General features: G+C 57.6%; 19 protein-coding genes and 1 tRNA gene. 7 read left to right on the top strand and 13 right to left on the bottom strand.

The features are described from left to right. The first annotated feature begins 193 nt into the window (after positions 1-193). From AC0V6W_RS14260 to AC0V6W_RS14240, 5 genes are all read left to right on the top strand, one after another. Positions 194-1,897, top strand: coding sequence for a putative bifunctional diguanylate cyclase/phosphodiesterase (locus AC0V6W_RS14260; protein WP_486151077.1), 1,704 nt, complete (start codon positions 194-196; stop codon positions 1,895-1,897). A 99-nt stretch (positions 1,898-1,996) separates the two neighbouring features. Beyond that, complete coding sequence (dapF, locus tag AC0V6W_RS14255; RefSeq protein WP_486151075.1) at positions 1,997-2,818, top strand: diaminopimelate epimerase; 822 nt, start codon at positions 1,997-1,999, stop codon at positions 2,816-2,818. Then, positions 2,815-4,044: a MiaB/RimO family radical SAM methylthiotransferase gene (locus tag AC0V6W_RS14250; protein ID WP_486151073.1), complete on the top strand. Its 1,230-nt coding sequence runs from the start codon at positions 2,815-2,817 to the stop codon at positions 4,042-4,044. The genes dapF and AC0V6W_RS14250 overlap by 4 nt, the downstream gene beginning before the upstream one ends. Beyond that, positions 4,041-4,970 carry a signal recognition particle-docking protein FtsY gene (gene ftsY, locus AC0V6W_RS14245; protein ID WP_486151071.1) on the top strand — a complete coding sequence of 310 codons (930 nt, stop codon included), beginning with the start codon at positions 4,041-4,043 and terminating at the stop codon, positions 4,968-4,970. The genes AC0V6W_RS14250 and ftsY overlap by 4 nt, the downstream gene beginning before the upstream one ends. After that, positions 4,970-5,641 carry an inner membrane-spanning protein YciB gene (locus tag AC0V6W_RS14240; protein WP_486151069.1) on the top strand — a complete coding sequence of 224 codons (672 nt, stop codon included), beginning with the start codon at positions 4,970-4,972 and terminating at the stop codon, positions 5,639-5,641. Before ftsY ends, AC0V6W_RS14240 begins: the two co-directional genes overlap by 1 nt. A 93-nt stretch (positions 5,642-5,734) precedes the next feature. On the opposite strand, the gene AC0V6W_RS14235 is transcribed toward AC0V6W_RS14240, so the two are convergent. The 11 genes from AC0V6W_RS14235 to AC0V6W_RS14185 form a co-directional block, all read right to left on the bottom strand. Then, complete coding sequence (locus AC0V6W_RS14235) at positions 5,735-5,932, bottom strand: hypothetical protein (protein WP_486151067.1); 198 nt, start codon at positions 5,930-5,932, stop codon at positions 5,735-5,737. A 264-nt stretch (positions 5,933-6,196) separates the two neighbouring features. Continuing rightward, complete coding sequence (locus AC0V6W_RS14230) at positions 6,197-8,119, bottom strand: potassium transporter Kup (RefSeq protein ID WP_486151065.1); 1,923 nt, start codon at positions 8,117-8,119, stop codon at positions 6,197-6,199. A gap of 84 nt (positions 8,120-8,203) precedes the next feature. Further along, entirely contained in the window at positions 8,204-8,884 is a 681-nt protein-coding gene (locus AC0V6W_RS14225) for a tetratricopeptide repeat protein (RefSeq protein ID WP_486151063.1), read from the bottom strand. Continuing rightward, positions 8,881-9,303 carry a cytochrome c-type biogenesis protein gene (locus AC0V6W_RS14220; protein ID WP_486151061.1) on the bottom strand — a complete coding sequence of 141 codons (423 nt, stop codon included), beginning with the start codon at positions 9,301-9,303 and terminating at the stop codon, positions 8,881-8,883. The genes AC0V6W_RS14225 and AC0V6W_RS14220 overlap by 4 nt, the downstream gene beginning before the upstream one ends. Further along, a complete protein-coding gene (locus tag AC0V6W_RS14215) occupies positions 9,303-9,827 on the bottom strand; it encodes a DsbE family thiol:disulfide interchange protein (protein ID WP_486151059.1) in 525 nt (174 codons plus the stop codon). Before AC0V6W_RS14215 ends, AC0V6W_RS14220 begins: the two co-directional genes overlap by 1 nt. Further along, the gene (locus AC0V6W_RS14210; RefSeq protein ID WP_486151057.1) at positions 9,827-11,842 is read right to left on the bottom strand and encodes a heme lyase CcmF/NrfE family subunit; all 2,016 of its coding nucleotides are present in this window, start codon (positions 11,840-11,842) and stop codon (positions 9,827-9,829) included. Before AC0V6W_RS14210 ends, AC0V6W_RS14215 begins: the two co-directional genes overlap by 1 nt. Positions 11,843-11,860: 18 nt before the next feature. Beyond that, positions 11,861-12,355, bottom strand: coding sequence for a cytochrome c maturation protein CcmE (gene ccmE, locus AC0V6W_RS14205; RefSeq protein WP_486151055.1), 495 nt, complete (start codon positions 12,353-12,355; stop codon positions 11,861-11,863). Beyond that, positions 12,352-12,492, bottom strand: a complete 141-nt coding sequence (gene ccmD / locus AC0V6W_RS14200; RefSeq protein WP_486151053.1) for a heme exporter protein CcmD — start codon at positions 12,490-12,492, stop codon at positions 12,352-12,354. Before ccmD ends, ccmE begins: the two co-directional genes overlap by 4 nt. Continuing rightward, complete coding sequence (gene ccmC / locus AC0V6W_RS14195) at positions 12,492-13,253, bottom strand: heme ABC transporter permease CcmC (protein ID WP_486151051.1); 762 nt, start codon at positions 13,251-13,253, stop codon at positions 12,492-12,494. The genes ccmD and ccmC overlap by 1 nt, the downstream gene beginning before the upstream one ends. A 114-nt stretch (positions 13,254-13,367) precedes the next feature. After that, the gene (locus AC0V6W_RS14190) at positions 13,368-14,435 is read right to left on the bottom strand and encodes a Leu/Phe/Val dehydrogenase (protein WP_486151049.1); all 1,068 of its coding nucleotides are present in this window, start codon (positions 14,433-14,435) and stop codon (positions 13,368-13,370) included. Positions 14,436-14,478: 43 nt separating this feature from the next. Then, a tRNA-His gene (locus AC0V6W_RS14185) sits at positions 14,479-14,555 on the bottom strand. A 241-nt stretch (positions 14,556-14,796) separates the two neighbouring features. Here AC0V6W_RS14185 and AC0V6W_RS14180 point away from each other — a divergent pair. Both AC0V6W_RS14180 and AC0V6W_RS14175 read left to right on the top strand, forming a co-directional pair. Further along, entirely contained in the window at positions 14,797-15,435 is a 639-nt protein-coding gene (locus tag AC0V6W_RS14180; protein WP_486151047.1) for a prolyl hydroxylase family protein, read from the top strand. Positions 15,436-15,550: 115 nt separating this feature from the next. Next, a complete protein-coding gene (locus AC0V6W_RS14175; protein WP_486151045.1) occupies positions 15,551-16,144 on the top strand; it encodes an MOSC domain-containing protein in 594 nt (197 codons plus the stop codon). 9 nt (positions 16,145-16,153) lie between these two features. On the opposite strand, the gene AC0V6W_RS14170 is transcribed toward AC0V6W_RS14175, so the two are convergent. Next, the gene (locus tag AC0V6W_RS14170) at positions 16,154-16,480 is read right to left on the bottom strand and encodes a DMT family transporter (protein WP_486151043.1); all 327 of its coding nucleotides are present in this window, start codon (positions 16,478-16,480) and stop codon (positions 16,154-16,156) included. A gap of 114 nt (positions 16,481-16,594) precedes the next feature. Next, positions 16,595-16,819: a 50S ribosomal protein L31 gene (gene rpmE, locus AC0V6W_RS14165; protein ID WP_486151041.1), complete on the bottom strand. Its 225-nt coding sequence runs from the start codon at positions 16,817-16,819 to the stop codon at positions 16,595-16,597. Between the last annotated feature and the right edge of the window lie 34 nt (positions 16,820-16,853).

Below are 16,853 nucleotides of genomic sequence, written 5' to 3'. Positions count from 1 at the left end.
TTCATTGATCGCGGCAGTAAGTCTGTAGATGTTCTGCTTAAACGCGCAGCGCAAAGATCGCCACCCTTAGGCAACCCCTTCGCCGCGTTAGTGAGCTGTTAACACTTTATTTATCACATCCACCTAGTTGTTTCATATTGATAAGGGCAGCAAATGGGGACCGCGCTTCACCTGAAGCATGGTAGTGCAAATAGTGGCAACCAAACACGCATCTGACCGTCTGAGCATCGCCAATCGCGATATCGTCGCACTAGGCATTGCTACGGCTGCGATAATTCTGTTCGTCGGCACAGGCGGATCGGTGTTGCCCAGTGTGGTTGCGGCCCTTTTGGCTGGCGGAGAAGGCCCCGATTTCCTGCTCGTCAACGCTCTTCTTTTGAATGTCGCGCTGATCATCTTTGGCTGGCGGCGTTATCGCCAGCTGACCATGGAAATCCGTGAACGCGAAGATGCCGAAGACCGCGCGCGCCGCTTGGCCGAAATCGACCCGCTGACCGGATGCCTCAATCGCCGCAGCATGGCCGAAGCCACGTTGGAGACCAAAGAAATCGCGAATGATCGCGGTTTGGGCATTGCCTATGCGATGGTCGACATCGACAACTTCAAAAAAATAAACGACATTCATGGCCATATGGCAGGCGATCAATTGCTGATGGCTTTAACCAAGCGGCTGAAAGAACTGCTGCCAGCAGACACCCCGCTGGCGCGTCTGGGCGGCGATGAATTTGCTTTTGCCGTGCCGTTTGACAAAACGCAGCAGGACCGCGTCGATGATCTGGTCATCCGTTTGTTCGAAAAACTGGCCACGCCGTTTGAACTGAACACCATCACTGCCCATGCGACGATCTCCATCGGGCTTGCGCATGAATTTGATGCTCTGGTGAAAGACCCGCAGGAAAGCGAATGCGATCGGCTGATGCACATGGCGGACATCGCCATGTATCACGCAAAGAAAGAAGGCAAAAACCGGTTCTGCTGGTTTGAACCTTCGATGGAAAATGAACTGCGTTTTCGCAACCAGTTGGAAACGGGCATCCGCGCCGGATTGAAACGCGACGAATTCGTCCCCTATTACGAACAGCAGGTTGATCTGGAAACGGGTACGCTGGTCGGGTTTGAAGTGCTGGCGCGCTGGCAATCGCCCGAACTGGGCTTGATGAGCCCAGAATTGTTCATCCCCATCGCCGAGGAAATTGGCGTTATCAATGAATTGTCCGATGTGCTGATGCGCAAGGCATTTGCCGATGCGCGCCATTGGGATCCTTCGATTTCGATTTCGGTCAATATCTCGCCTGTGCAATTGCGCGATCCGTGGTTTGCGCAAAAACTGCTCAAAACCTTGGTCGAATGCGATTTTCCCCCGCAGCGCCTTGAAATCGAAATCACCGAAAGCTGTCTGCACGATAACATCGCCATGGTGCGTTCGATGATTACCAGCCTCCGCAATCAGGGCGTGCGTGTCAGCCTTGATGATTTTGGCACCGGCTATGCCAGCCTTGAACAATTGCAAAGCCTGCCGTTTGACCGTTTGAAAATTGACCGCTCTTTCATCCGCGATCTGACCAATTCTTCCAGCAACACCACCGTGGTTGATGCGATTGTGGCGCTGGGCAATGGATTGGGCATGCCGATCACCGCCGAAGGGATCGAGGATCAGGCGACGCTGGACGCGCTCAAAAGCAAAGGCGGGTTTAAAGGGCAAGGCTATCTGTATGGTCAGCCTGAAAGCGCGCTGGATGTGTGCAAGCGGCTGGGCCAATCGGGCCAATTGCTGGTCAATGCCGCGCCTGAAGATCTTGAAATCACTGCCGCGCCTGCCTCCTCTGACGAAGAGGCCGACATCGCAGACCTGCGCCAAGAACACCGCCCCGATTGGCGCCGCACCGCGAGCCAATAAAGCGCCTGTTAGGGCCCCCCGCTACATCGCCCAATAAATCACGGCACCGCACAAGACTGGACGATTGCCTTTGCCATGCATAAATGCGCTGGCAAGACCATGCGCATTCCCTTCATCAAGATGCACGGGCTTGGCAATGATTTCGTCGTGCTTGACGGGCGCGGTGAGGCATTGCCCGCCATGACTGCAACCGCCGCGCGCGCGCTGGCTGACAGGCGTACCGGTGTGGGCTGCGATCAGGTGATTGTGCTTGAACTGTCGGACACTGCCGATTTCCGCATGCGGATATTCAATTCAGATGGCAGCGAAGTGGAAGCCTGCGGCAATGCTGCGCGCGCTGTGGCGATCCTGCACGGCGAACCTGCGCGCGTTGAAACGGGCGGAGGGGTCATTGCTCTCACCCCGTCTGAAGCCGGTGCGAGCGTCGATATGGGCGTGCCCCGGTTCGATTGGGATGCGATCCCGCTTGCCTTCCCGATGGACACTGCCGCCATGCCGCTTGCCTGGGGCGAAGGAGGCGCAATGCTTGAAGCGCCCATGGCGGTAAACGTCGGCAATCCGCATGCCGTATTTGTGGTGGATGATGCCGACGGGGTCGATCTCGCCGCAATCGGCCCTGTGATAGAGACCGATGCCGCATTTACCCAAGGGGTTAACGTTAACGTTTTAAGCCTTGCTGGCGGCAATCATATCAAACTGCATGTGTGGGAACGCGGCGCAGGGCTGACCCGCGCGTGCGGCACAGGTGCATGCGCGAGCGCCGCCGTCGCCATTGCCAAAGGTATCGTGCAAAGCCCGGTGACCGTCACTCTGCCCGGCGGCGATCTGGTGATTGAGTGGGAACGCGGCGGCTCCATCACCATGAAAGGCCCCGCGGCAGAGGCGTTTCGCGGCACTATCGAATGGGATGATTACGCATGAACGCGCCTCCCCGTACTGCCACCCCTCAGCCAGCGCCTTCTCGCCCAGCAACGTCACGCGCCGAAGTCATCAATCTGGGCTGCCGATTGAACACAGCCGAAGCCGAACGCATGCGCGCCATGCTCGCCAAGGAAAGCGATCTGGTGGTCGTCAATTCGTGCGCGGTCACATCAGAAGCAGTGCGCCAGACGCGTCAGGCCATCCGCAAAGCCCGGCGCGAACGCCCCGGTGCGCGCCTGATCGTCACCGGCTGCGCCGCCGATATTGAGCGCAACGCTTTGGGCGCGATGGACGAGGTCGATGGGCTGGTTGCCAATGCGGCAAAGCTTGATCCGCGCAGTTTTAACATCGCGGCGGAAAAGGCTCCGTTGGCCCCTACAAAAACGCGCGCCTTTATCGCGGTGCAGAATGGCTGCGATCATACCTGCACGTTCTGCGTGATCCCTCAAGGGCGCGGGAAGAGCCGATCTTTGAGTGTGGCCGAGGTGCTGGAGCAGGTGGAACAGCACCTTGATTTAGGGGCTAAGGAAATTGTCCTAACGGGTGTTGATCTTACAAGTTGGGGACATGATATTTCCAACACGCCTGTTCTGGGCGACCTTGTGTCCTCTATCCTGAATGTACTTAGCCAACGAGCAAGGTTGCGCCTGTCATCCATGGACGGGATCGAAATTGATCCGCTGCTCGAAGATCTGATCGTCTCAGAACAGCGGGTAATGCCGCATATTCACCTTTCCTTGCAGCACGGCGCAGACCTGATCTTAAAGCGCATGAAACGCCGCCATTTGCGCCAAGATGCAGTGCGATTGGTTGACCGGTTAAAAGCGCGCCGGCCCGATATCGCAGTGGGGGCAGATCTGATGGCAGGCTTTCCAACCGAAAGCGGTGAGCACCACGGCGAAAACCTCTCAATCATCCGCGAGCTTGATATCGTCCACGGCCACGTTTTCCCCTTCTCTCCCCGCCCCGGAACACCCGCTGCGCGCATGCCGCAATTGGACCGTTCGGTAATCAAAAGCCGCGCAGGCGAATTGCGCGCCGCCATCGCCGATATCCGGGCGGACTGGCTGTTTTCCCATGTGGGCAATTCGCAAAGCGTCCTCGCCGAACGCGATGGCACAGGCTATGCGCCGGACTATGCAAGAATTGCTTTGCCCCCCGAAACGCCCGCAGGCTCCATCGTGAACGTCACGCCAACCCGTATTGAACAAGGGCTGCTGCGATGAGCGAGGCACCTGCTGGATGGAGCGACAAGCTGCTTGGCGGCTTTCGCAAGACGTCGGAACGCCTTGGCGAAAATCTGTCAGGCCTGGCTGGCGGCGGCAAATTATCAGATGACGAGCTCGACAATATCGAAGACGCGCTCATCATCTCGGACCTCGGCCCGGCTGCGGCAAGCCGTATCCGTGCCAAGCTGGCCGAGAAGCGTTTTGGCAGCGCGATCACCGAAACCGAGCTTAAAGAGGCGGTAGCTGAAGAAATCGCAGAAATCCTGCGCCCGGTGGCAAAACCGTTGGAAGTCAACGCTTTCCCAAGGCCCCAGGTCATCCTTGTGATCGGGGTCAATGGCTCGGGCAAAACCACCACCATCGCAAAGCTCGCCCATCTGTTTATGGAAGACGATTACGGCGTGCTGCTTGCCGCTGGCGACACATTCCGCGCTGCGGCCATTGGCCAATTGGCAACCTGGGCAGAGCGGGCCGGCGTCGATATTGTTAAAGGGCCGGAAGGCGGCGATCCGGCATCCATCGTGTTCGATGCGGTAAAGCAAGCCACCAATACCGGGATTGATGCACTGGTGGTCGACACCGCAGGCCGCCTTCAGAACAAAGCCGAGCTGATGGACGAGCTGGCGAAAATCCGCCGCGTTCTTGGCCGATTGAACGAGGCCGCGCCGCATGATGTGGTGCTGGTTCTGGATGCTACTAATGGACAAAACGCATTGAGCCAGATTGATGTCTTCAAGGAAGTCGCAGGGGTCACTGGCCTCATCATGACCAAGCTTGACGGGACCGCTCGCGGCGGTGTGCTTGTCGCAGCGGCTGAGCAATATGGCCTGCCGATCCACGCGATCGGCGTGGGAGAGAAAATGGAAGATTTGCGCCCCTTCGATCCCGATCTTGTTGCGCGTGTCATCGCTGGGGTCGCGTGATGTCTGAACCGCAAACCGATAAAGCTGCGGAGAAAAAGCCGGCTTCGGGATGGCTGAATGTCGTCATCGATTACGGGCCCTTGCTTGTGTTCCTTGGGGTTTATCGCTGGAATGCGCCTGATGATCCGAACCCGGCGGGCGAGCTGGTCGCGATAATTTCCGGGACAATTGCTTTTATGGTCGCCGCTGTCGCCGCATTGATCGCAAGCCGCACACTGCTCGGCAAAATCTCGCCCATGCTGTGGTTTTCGACCGCACTGATTGTCGGATTTGGCGCACTCACCATTCTGTTTGGCGATCCTGTCTTTGTGCAGCTTAAGCCGACCATCATTTACAGCGTGTTCGGCGTGGCATTGCTCGCTGGATATACGATGGGCCGACCGCTGCTGAAAATCCTGCTGGAGGCGGCCTTTGAGGGGCTTTCGGACGAAGGCTGGCTGAAACTGTCGCGCAATTGGGGTGTGTTTTTCCTTTTGTTGGCCGGCTTGAACGAGGGTCTACGCGCGTTTCTTTCATTTGAGGGCTGGCTATGGGCAAAGCTGTGGGTGTTTCTGCCGCTATCGTTCCTCTTCACCTTCTCGCAGATCCCAATGCTTCTCAAATACGGGCTGGATGTTGGCGGCGATGATGAAAGCGACAAACCCCAAAGCGCAGACGACAAACCTGCCTGAATAAACCCTAGAAACAACAACGCCCGGCACTCTCACGAGCGCCGGGCGTGTTGAACAAGTGTCTAGCCGCAAGGGACCAAGGAGCGCGCGTGCTTAAGCGGCGTGGTATTCCCAACCGCTGCCAGCAAGCTCGCAATTCATATAGAGATCGCGGCGCGCGCGTTCAGCGCGGACGGCCTGCAAAACCTCTTCTTGGTTGTCGACGGACCGGCGTGAACCGAAATCCAGATACCCTCTGTGCCCTAATTGAGCTTCGCGATGACCCGAGGTGTAAACGCGACGTGCTGTCATGATCTCGCCCCTATTGGAAGTTGATCTTTTTACTACTTCGTGATTCTGTGTTGATGCAACTGCATATCATGTAACTTGCTGTTTCAGGAAATGTCCTGTGTGGAAAAGACCACATCGGGACATTCACTTGTTAAATATTACCGCAAATCGGAAACATCCGACTGAGTTATAGCTAGCATGGATGCCCGGTTATGCGGATTGTATGGAGCCGTCACTTATGAATGCGCATTGCAAATAAAGCTGTGAACAAGCGCCCCGCGCGTGTCAGATTTCGACTTGACTGCCCAATTCGACAACACGGTTTGTCGGCAATTTGAAAAAGTCCATCGCATTGGCCGCATTGCGCAACATCCATGCGAATATCTTCTCGCGCCAGATTGGCATGCCCGGCTTGTCTGATGCCAGTAATGTCTGACGCGACAGGAAGAAGCTGGTTTGCATCATATCAAACTCGCCGCCGCACCGCTCCATATGCCTCAGGCCAAGCGGAACATTGGTTTCTTCCATAAAGCCATAATGCAGCACAGCGCGGTAGAACCCGTCGCCCATATCGGTGTATTCGCACCTTTTCTCCGGATCGACATAGGGCACATCCTGAATATCAACCGTGAGGATCACGACACGTTCGTGCAGCACCTTGTTGTGCTTGATGTTGTGAAGCAGCGCCGAAGGCACGCCTGAGCTTTGGCTGGCCATAAAAATCGCGGTGCCCGGTACGCGCAATGCAGAGTTCTTTGCAGACTTAGCGAAAATCTCGATCGGCAGCGCATGCTCTGACATATTGGCGCGCATAAGCTTTCGCCCGCGCGCCCATGTGGTGAGCAAAAGAAACGCGATAAAGCCGATCATAAGCGGGAACCATCCGCCATCGGGCACCTTTGTCAGGTTGGCAGCGAAATATGCGCCATCGACGATCAGGAACAGGACGACGATGGGTGCAGCATACCACCATTTCCACTTCCACACGCCCACAAACAACACGCCCATCAACAAGGTGTCGATGGTAACAGCGCCCGTCACTGCGATCCCGTAAGCGCTGGCGAGGTTGGAAGAGTTCTGGAACGTCAAAACCAGGATAATGACGGCGACCATCAACGCCCAATTGACCACTGGGATATAGATCTGCCCGCCCTCAGTTTCAGACGTATGCCTGATCGACAGCCGCGGAATGTATCCCATCTGAATCGCCTGATGCGTGATCGAGAACGCGCCCGAGATCACGGCCTGACTGGCGATGAAAGTGGCAACCGTTGCGAGCAAAACCAGAGGCAAACGCCATTCCTCGCTAGCCAGAAAGAAAAACGGTGACTGGATGGCAGCCGCCGCCGCTTCGGGCGGCATGCCTATAATCATGGCCCCTTGGCCAAAGTAATTGAGCAGCAGGCATGGCATCACAAAGCCAAACCAGGACAGACGCATCGGCCCTCGCCCGAAATGGCCCATGTCCGAATACAGCGCCTCAGACCCTGTCACCGCAAGCACGACGCTGCCCATCGCCAGGAACGCGAGCCAGCCGTCCAGCACAAAAAAGTTGACCGCGTGATAGGGGTTCAGCGCCCACAAAATCTCGGGCATCTGAACGATCTGCCAAGCGCCCAGAGAGGCAATCACACAGAAATACACAATCATCACAGGCGCAAACAGAGCGCCCACTTTGGCTGTCCCGCGCTTTTGCAGCAGGAACAGGCACACGAGCAGGACGAGCGCAATCGGGATGACATAACGTTGCAGCCCCGCATCCACCACTGTCAGCCCTTCAACGGCAGACAGCACCGAAATGGCAGGCGTGATCATGCTATCGCCATAAAACAGCGATGTCGCAAACACGCCCAGAAGCACGGCGACCCAGCCATATTTCGACTTTGAAATGCTGCGCGAAATCAGCGCCACCAAAGCGAGCGAGCCGCCCTGCCCTTTGTTATCGGCGCGCATCAGGATCGTGACATACTGGATCGCGACGACCAAAGTCATCGACCAGAAGATCAAACTGATAACGCCAAGCACATGGGGTGTATCGACAGCCAGAGGGTGCGGTCCAACGAAGGTTTCGCGAAACGCGTAAAGCGGACTTGTCCCGATATCGCCGAACACAATACCAATCGCGCCGACCGCGAGCGCGCCCTTCGACGCGCTGTGCCCTTTGCCCCCTACGGGAGGTTGGTGTGCGGGAGCCGTGGCTTCGCTCATTTCAATGCGGTATTCCCATTGCGAGGGATTGATCCCCGAAAGGCCGCGCGCCTAGCACTGCGCGGCTACACTCGCAACACCAGCTCAAGGCTGCGTCTCAGCCTGCTGCGCGGCTTCTGGGCGGTTTTGCTGCAGCATCGGCGCGTTCGCGATCATCTGATCGAGACCGGCGATGCGCTGTTCCAGTTCGGGCCGCCAGGGCGCATCTTCGGGCGAACGCAAAAGCAATTCGCCCCAAACAGCACGCGCCTCGCGTATCTCTCCGGTTTGCAAGTATGATATGCCAAGAAAGAAATCCGCTCCCGGATTGGCAGGATTGATCGCGCGCGCACGGTCATACGCATAGAGCGCCGCAGGCGTGACCACTCCATCGGCATGCCCGGTGAGCGACATGGCCAAAGCCAGCCATCCTTCGAGATGATCGGGATTATCGCTCAGACCTTTGCGCAACAGCCCGGCTGCATCGCCAAATTGCCCGCGCCGCGCGAATGCATCCGACGTGATCAGATACGAAGGTTTCGGCTGCACCGGATCAAACAATTGCATGCGCGCCTCGACCATGCCTTCGCCCGAACCTGAAGGAGCCGTCACTGGCGACTTGGGGGAAGACGCCTGCTGCGGCGCGCCTTGCCAGGCATAACCCGCCAGCCCCAGTGACAAGGCAGCAGCAAACAGCGCCCAGCTTTGCCGTGGCAGCTTCAAAGCGAAAGCAGCAAAAGCAAAGGTCGCGAGCGCCAGTGCCAACACGGAAAACCAGCCGATCACTCGCTCACCTGCGCAGTTTTGGCCTGACGCCTCAATCGCCGCCACAGGACCAGTGTGACGATCAGGAAGACAAGCACCGGCACGGCAAATAATGGCCATGTCGTCTGGCTGATTTTCGGGGTGTAGCTGACATAATCACCATACCGATCAATCAACCAGCTGCGCACTTCGTCAGGCGATTGGCCTTCCAGCAGTCGCACACGAACCTGATGGCGCATATCTCCTGCCATGGGCGCATCGCTGTCAGCTATCGATTGCGATTGACAGGTGAGGCAGCGCAAAGTGTGCATCAAAGCGGTCGCTTCCGCCTCGAGCGCGGCATCCTCCAATTGCACATTGGCATAGGGCGCAGGCGGCGCATTGTCCTGCGCATGAAGCGGGACTGCGGCAAGCAGCAGCCACATGACCAGTGCGCGCATCACTTCGCTTTTTCCAGCATTTCGAGCAGCATCGGCACATGCTCTTTACGGATATCGCCGATATGCTGATAGCGGATCACGCCCTCACCATCGATCACATAAGTTTCGGGCAGCCCCGATGAGCCAAGCTCAAACTGGATCGCCGATATTTCGTCATGTCCTATTGCGATATAGGGGTTACCGTGCGCGTCAAGGAACGCGGCCACGTCTTCAGGCGTGTCGCGCATGGCTATGCCGATAATCGGAGCGCCTGCCTCTTTTAACGCTTCCAATTGCGGCGCTTCGGCGATGCATGGCGGGCACCAGCTGGCCCATAGGTTGAGAAGACGCGGTTCGCCTTGTCCGAAATCTGCACTTGATGCGCCTTTCACCCCGTCTGTAGCAGGCGGCAGATCAAATTCGGGCAGAGGCTTGGCGATCATCTGCGAGGGGATCGTGTCGTCCTTTACCTGAGTGAGCATATAGCCCCCCAGCCCTGCGATGAATGCGAACAGCCCTAGCGGTATCAAATAGATGAGGCGCATTATTCAGCTGGCTCCTGCCGGACCGTATGCGCCAATGCGGCCCGCGCTTCGGCCTCATCCTCGCGCTGTTCTTCGCGGCGGCGAACAGTGTGGCGGCGGCGCAAATCATCGCGCAGGCGGCCAATCATCGCAAGCATTCCGCCCAGCCCAATCAGCAATCCGCCATACCAAATAAATGTCACAAACGGTTTCCACCAGACGCGCAATTGCCAGCGTTCCGCGCCCGTTTCATCGGCTCCGACACTTTCACCCAGAACGGCGTAAAGCTGCCCGTCCCAGCGGGTAAGCAGCGCACTTTCGCTTGTCGCCATGGCGGGTGACCAGAAGTTTCGCGCTTGCGGAGACAGCACCACCGGATCGCCGCCGCGGCTGACCGAAAGGCGCGCTTCCATCGCAGTCCAATTGGGGCCTGCCACAGCATCAACGCTGTTCAACGTCACATCCCAATCGCCAATTTGCGCCGTCTCGCCAGCAGTAACCGCGGCAAGCTTTTCCTGAGTGAAAGCGCTTTCCGAGGCCATCCCGAACAAAGCAACCGCCACGCCAAAATGCGCGCACACCATACCCCACACGGCCACAGGAGTGCGGGCAAGTTTTCGCCCGCGCAGCGGTAAAAACGCGGCCAAGGCCAGCGCAAAAGCCAAGCCTAAACCCAGCAGAGCCAGCACGCTGACATCAGCCATGACGCCGAAAATCACCAACCCCGCAATCAGCACCGCAGCGAGCAGTATCAGCTCACGGTTGATGCGCGCAGCCTTGTCCTGTTTCCACCTGAGCAATGGCCCAACTGCCATCACAAGCAGCATCGGGATCGCAAACATTGCCCCTGCGGGATTGAAATAGGGCGGCCCAACCGAAACCCGCACATCGAACGCCTCGGTCAACAAAGGATACAGCGTGCCGAGCAGGACAATCGCAAGAATCGCCGTCAGCATCACATTGTTGAAAACAAGCGCGCCTTCGCGGCTGTTCACGGCGAAAGTCTTGCCTTCCGCAACAGCGCCTGCACGCATCGCAAAAATGGCCAGTGCGCCGCCGATATACAGCAGCAACAGAATAAGGATGAATGTGCCGCGCTCTGGATCAACAGCAAATGCGTGAACGCTGGTCAGAACGCCGGAACGCACCAGGAATGTGCCTAGCATCGACATGGAAAAGGCCAGCACGCCCAGCATAATCGTCCAAGTGCGCAGTGCATCGCGCGCTGCCAGCACGCTCACCGAATGCATTAACGCGGTTGCTGCCAGCCAAGGCATAAGCGATGAATTTTCAACCGGATCCCAGAACCACCAGCCGCCCCAGCCCAGCTCGTAATAGGCCCAGTAAGAGCCCGCCGTAATGCCCAGCGTCAAAAAGACCCAGGCTCCCAACACCCATGGCCGCATGACGCGCGCAAATTCGGGCGTGACTTGCCGTGTGATAAGCGCGCCCATCGCAAGGCTGAATGCCACCGACAGCCCGACATAACCGACGTAAAGCGTGGGCGGATGCAGCGCGAGGCCGATATCTTGCAGCAGCGGGTTCAGCCCGATGCCTTCCGCCGCTGGTACAGGAAGCCGCTGAAAGGGGTTGGATGAGCCAATCAAAAACGCATAAAATCCCAGCGCGACGAACCCCTGCACTGCAAGCGCGGCCTGCATCGTTCGTTCTGGCAAGCGCCGCTCAAGCCCCGCGAGCAGACCGCCCGAAAGCGCCAACACCGCCACCCAAAGCAGCATCGAACCTTCGTGATTGCCCCAGGTTCCCGTGATTTTGTAAAGGTCAGGCTTGGCCGAATGCGAATTGGCGGCCACCAGTTTGACCGACAAATCGGTCACCGCGAACGCATACAGCAATGCCGCAAATGCCAGCACTGCCAGCGCCGCCTGAACCACAGCCGCAGGACGCGCAAAATCCGCCATAGGCCCGGCTTGTCCTTCGGAAACTTCGCGCATGGAAAGCGCGCCTGCGACCATTTGCAGAACCGAAAGCGCTGCGGCGAGCCACAAGGCGGCAAGACCTATTTCAGGGATCATGGTGCCGCTTTACCCGCCCTAATCCAAACCAACCGCAGTATCAGCGGCGGCTTGCGCAGCCTCATGGCTTTCCAGCCCTTCAAGTTCGCGGGGCACGTAGTTTTCATCGTGTTTGGCCAAAAGGTTGCTGGCAACAAAAACACCGTCTTCTGCGAGGGAGCCCTCTGCGATCACGCCTGACCCTTCGACGAATAGATCTGGCAGGATGCCGGTGTAACGCACTTTGACGAGGTCAGGCGTATTGCCGGAAACAGCAAATTCCACCGTCACGCCATCGTCCAGCCGGGTCAGCGTTTCGGGCGCAACCATCCCGCCCAGCCGCACCGCGCGTCCCACTTCGGGCGGATCATCGACCATTTGTTCCGGCAGATAAAAGAAATTCGCCTGATTGGGCAAAGCCCACGCCGCCAAGAACCCCGCCCCCAAAATCGCGAGCGCAGCGATAACGACCAGAACAAGCCTTTGGTGCTTTGCTTTGATCGGTCCGTTTGCCGAAGCGTTAGGATCGGTCATCGGCGTTTCACCTCATCGCGGCGCTTTTCTGCGCGGCGCATTGCGATCCAGCTGAGGCCGATGAGCAAAACGAGCGCGCCAATCCCAACACCATATGCGCCGATGATGTAGGGCCAATGATCGAGGCTTTCGCGCATCACACATTCTCCATTGCGGGGCGCGCGGCGGTGGGTGCAGGTTCATCATCCAGAGCCCGGCGGCGCAAGCGCGCCTCGACCTGCTGCTCAGCAATGAGAGTTCGCATTCGCATCAGCACGGTGGCCCCAAACAAAAGCGAAAACCCGATGACCGCAGCCATCAGCGGCACGAGATAATCCGCGCTCATCGACGCTTTGCCAGCGGTGATCGACGGGGGCTGATGGAGCGAATTCCACCACACCACGCTGCGATTGATGATCGGGATATTGATCGCGCCCACTAGGCCGAAAATGGCCGCTATCTTGTCAGAGCCGCCATCGCGAACGCTGGCCTGCGACAGCGCGATATAGCCCATGTAAAGGAACAGCAGCACCAGCATGCTCGTCAAGCGTCCATCCCATTCCCACCACGTGCCCCATGTCGGCCTGCCCCAGATCGACCCGGTTGCAAGACAAATCGCGCAAAACACCATTCCCGGCACCGCAATCGCGCGCGCCGCAATGGCTGCGAGAGGATGTTTCCAGATCAGCAAAGCCGCACTGGATAAAGCGATGCCAGTCCAGCCGCCCATGCCCAGCCATGCCGCAGGCACATGGATAAAAATGATGCGCACGCTTTCGCCCTGCAACGCTTCGGCAGGGGCAAAAAACAGGCCCCAGATCATCGCCCCAACAGCAAGCGCAAGCCCGCTCCACAGCAGCAGCGGCATAAGCCAATTGGCAAGCGTCAAAAAGCGCTTTGGGTTTGCGTAGATATGCACCTTGGATCTCTAACGCACGGCATTACTGTGTGTGCCCGGATGCGCCAAGGGGAAAGGCGGCGCAAATGATGCAAAACCGGGTGCATAAGAAGCCAGAGCGCTTCTCAATGGGCTTCAGCCGCGCCCGATCAGGTCTTGAGCCATCCGGTCCGCGACAATATCGGGCGACGTTTTCGACGCCTCGCTGGTATCCCAGATTTCGGTCAGTCGCTCTGGTATCTGCGAAATGCGCGCATACACGTCATCGAGCGAACATGAGGTGGCATCGCGCCGCCCAAGATATTCCATCGCGACAGAGATAATACCGCCTGCATTGATCACATAATCAGGCGCATACAGAATGCCGCGTTCAAACAATTTTGCCCCATGCCCGGCACGCGCGAGCTGATTGTTCGCGCCGCCTGCGATGATTGGGGTTTGCAAGGCTGCAATGCTCTCATCGTCAAATATCGCGCCCAATGCATTGGGGCTGAGCACATCGCACGGCGTGGTCAGGACCGTATCCGCTGAAACAACCTCTGCGCCAAGCTCTACCCCAAGCTCGGCAGCGCTTTCCTTGCGGATATCGGCCAATGTCAGTTTTGCCCCGTCAGCCGCCAGCAGACGCGCAACGCCCCCGCCAACACTGCCGGTGCCCTGCACCGCGACATGAACGCCTGCCATGGTGTCTTTGCCAAGCTTGTGCCGGACTGCCGCTTTGATCCCTTGATAGATACCTTGCGCGGTAAACGGGCCTGGATCGCCGCCTGCGGCCCCTTCCCCGTTTGCTGGTAGGCCAGAGACATGGGCGGTGCGCTTTGCCACTGCGACCATGTCTGCCTCGGAAATGCCAACATCTTCGGCCGTGACATAACGCCCGCCCAATCCCTCAACCGCATCGCCAAATGCGTCTAGCAATGCAGGGGTTTTGGTGCGCGCATCATCCGCCAGAATGACAGCTTTACCTCCGCCCATTGGCAAACCAGCCATCGCGTTTTTGTAACTCATCCCCCGCGACAATCGCAGCGCATCGCGCAGGCCATCTTTGGGATCAGCGTAATGCCAAAAACGGGTTCCGCCAGCACCGGGGCCAAGATGGGTCGAATGCAGCGCAATAATGGCTGTCAGGCCAGACTTTGCATCGCGCACAAAGTGCACCAATTCGTGATCGTCAAAATCAGGCTCAGTCCAGAAAGCGGTCATGCGCGAAGTGCCTCATATCTCAGCGCGACTTCGATAAAGCAGGTGGGGCGACCGACGGGACTTGAACCCGCAACCTCCGGCATCACAAGCCGGCATTCTAACCAATTGAACTACGGTCGCCACATGCCTTTGCTGATTTCGAAGACCTTCACTGAAGATCAATCCCGTCAGCATTCGCGCAAGAGCGGCGGTTTACGCCCACTGCCACGCCCGTCAAGACCATGCTATCCGGGCGCGAGCGTGTTGCACAAAGCGCTTTTCAAGGGAAGGGAAAACTTACCTCAAGCGACCTTGCGCGCAATTTTATGTCGCATGCCCACTTACCCTTGCTTCAGCCTGAGACGATTTTACAGATGAAGCGATGGACCCACTTGCCGAATCTGTCCCGCAATCCATGACCGCGCACGCCGATGCTGGCCTGCAGCGCCTGCCCAGCCCCAAGGCGCAGATTTTCCAGATCAAGAACTTTGTCGATACGCCGCTGTGCGAGCAGCTGATCGCGCTGATCGAAAAAGATCGCCGCCCTTCCACGATTGCCGATCACAATGGCGACAATTATTTCCGCACCAGCGAAACCTGCGATCTTGCCGCTGAAGATCCTGCAGTGGCGCAAATCGAAGCCAGACTTACCGCTTTAAGCGGCCTCGACCCCGCTTTTGGAGAACCCTTGCAAGGGCAAAGGTACGATGTGGGTCAAGAATTTAAGGCCCACACCGACTATTTCACTCCGGGCGGCGCCGATTTTGACAAGTTTTGCTCAGTTGCGGGCAATAGAACCTGGACCTTCATGATCTACCTCAATGCAGTCGAGGCAGGCGGGGCCACCCGTTTCAAGGCTTTGTCAAAAACATTTCAGCCCGAGCAGGGAAAGCTGGTGTGCTGGAACAACAAACGCCCCGATGGCAGCGTTAATCCAGCGACTTTGCATCACGGAATGAAAGTGCGCAAAGGGCTGAAATACGTCATCACCAAATGGTATCGCGAGCGCCCCTGGGGATAGCTTCAGGCCTATGCAGCGGCCTTGTCTCTTTAACCGCTTGCCGAGCACCAAGGGTCAATTGCAACGAATTCACTTGCTTTCAACCGGCGAGAGGCGCAGCTTCCATCCTGATAAAGTGACCTTGGTAGAGGGATCAACCATGGCAACCGAAGCATCAGATGCCCCCGCAATAAGCGGCAGCGTCGTGGCTGTTAGCCGCGATACCAGGCATCGATTCTCCAAACCAAAAGCGCGCAAAATCAGTGTGCTGGCTGGATTTGGGGTCGATGGGGATGCGCATGGCGGTCAGACCATCCAGCACCGCAGCCGATTGAAAGTGAACCCGAAAGCGCCCAATTTGCGGCAAGTGCATCTGATCCACCGCGAGCTGTTTGACGAATTGGGTTCGAAAGGTTTCACCATCCGCCCCGGCGATCTGGGCGAAAATATCACCACCAGCGGCGTTGATCTGCTCGATCTGGGCCGCGATACACTACTGAGGATTGGACCCGATGTGGTGCTTAGCGTAACCGGGCTGCGCAATCCGTGCGGGCAATTGAATACGTTTGAGCCGGGCCTGCTCAAACATCTTGCGATCAAAACGCGCACACGCCTAATCCGCAAGGCTGGCATTATGTGCGTCGCGCTAAAAGGCGGCACCGTCTCGCCTGGCGACACGATCACGATTGAACCGCCTGACGGAATGCACATCCCTCTCGACCGGGTTTAATGCCGCCGACTAATTGTGCTGCACGGTCAGGTTTAGTCCGACTGCGCCGGTCAAAATCATCGCGATAAACACATATTGCAGCGCGCTTAGCCGGTCATCAAAAGCAAAAATGCCAATGACGCTGACAGCGACAATCCCCACGCCTGACCAGATTGCATAGACGATACCCACCGGCAAAACCTTCATCGCCGGGGCAAGCGCCCAAAAGCACGCCGAATAGGCAAGGATGGACAGCGCCCCCCAATGCCATTTCTCAAACCCGTCAGACAGTTTGAGCAGGATGGTCCCTGTCACTTCCAACACAATCGCGATGCCAAGATAAATCCATGCGTTCATCCGTCGCAACTAGCGTAATGCGCCACGTCTGAAAACGATTTTGGCCGCACCGGTAGGTCCGGCACGGCCAAATCTGAATTATTCGCAAGCGCCGGAATGCGGCGCTGGTAAAGCTTATTTCTTGAGCGAAAGCCCGCCGAAACGCTTGTTAAAGGCTGCAACGCGGCCGCCTTCCTGGATTTGTTTCTGACCGCCAGTCCAGGCCGGGTGGCTGGTGGGATCAATATCAAGCGCCAGCGTATCCCCTTCGCTGCCCCAGGTGGAGCGCGTTTGGAATTCGGTGCCATCGGTCATCTTGACCGTAATCATGTGGTAATCGGGGTGACCTTCGGTCTTCATAATATCAGTCCTTGCTAGCTGGTGCCCGGTTCCG

The sequence above is a fragment of the Erythrobacter sp. JB1-7 genome, from assembly GCF_057365015.1.
The sequence above is the reverse complement of the archived record's forward strand: the minus strand, read 5'-3'. Positions and strand labels throughout refer to the sequence as shown.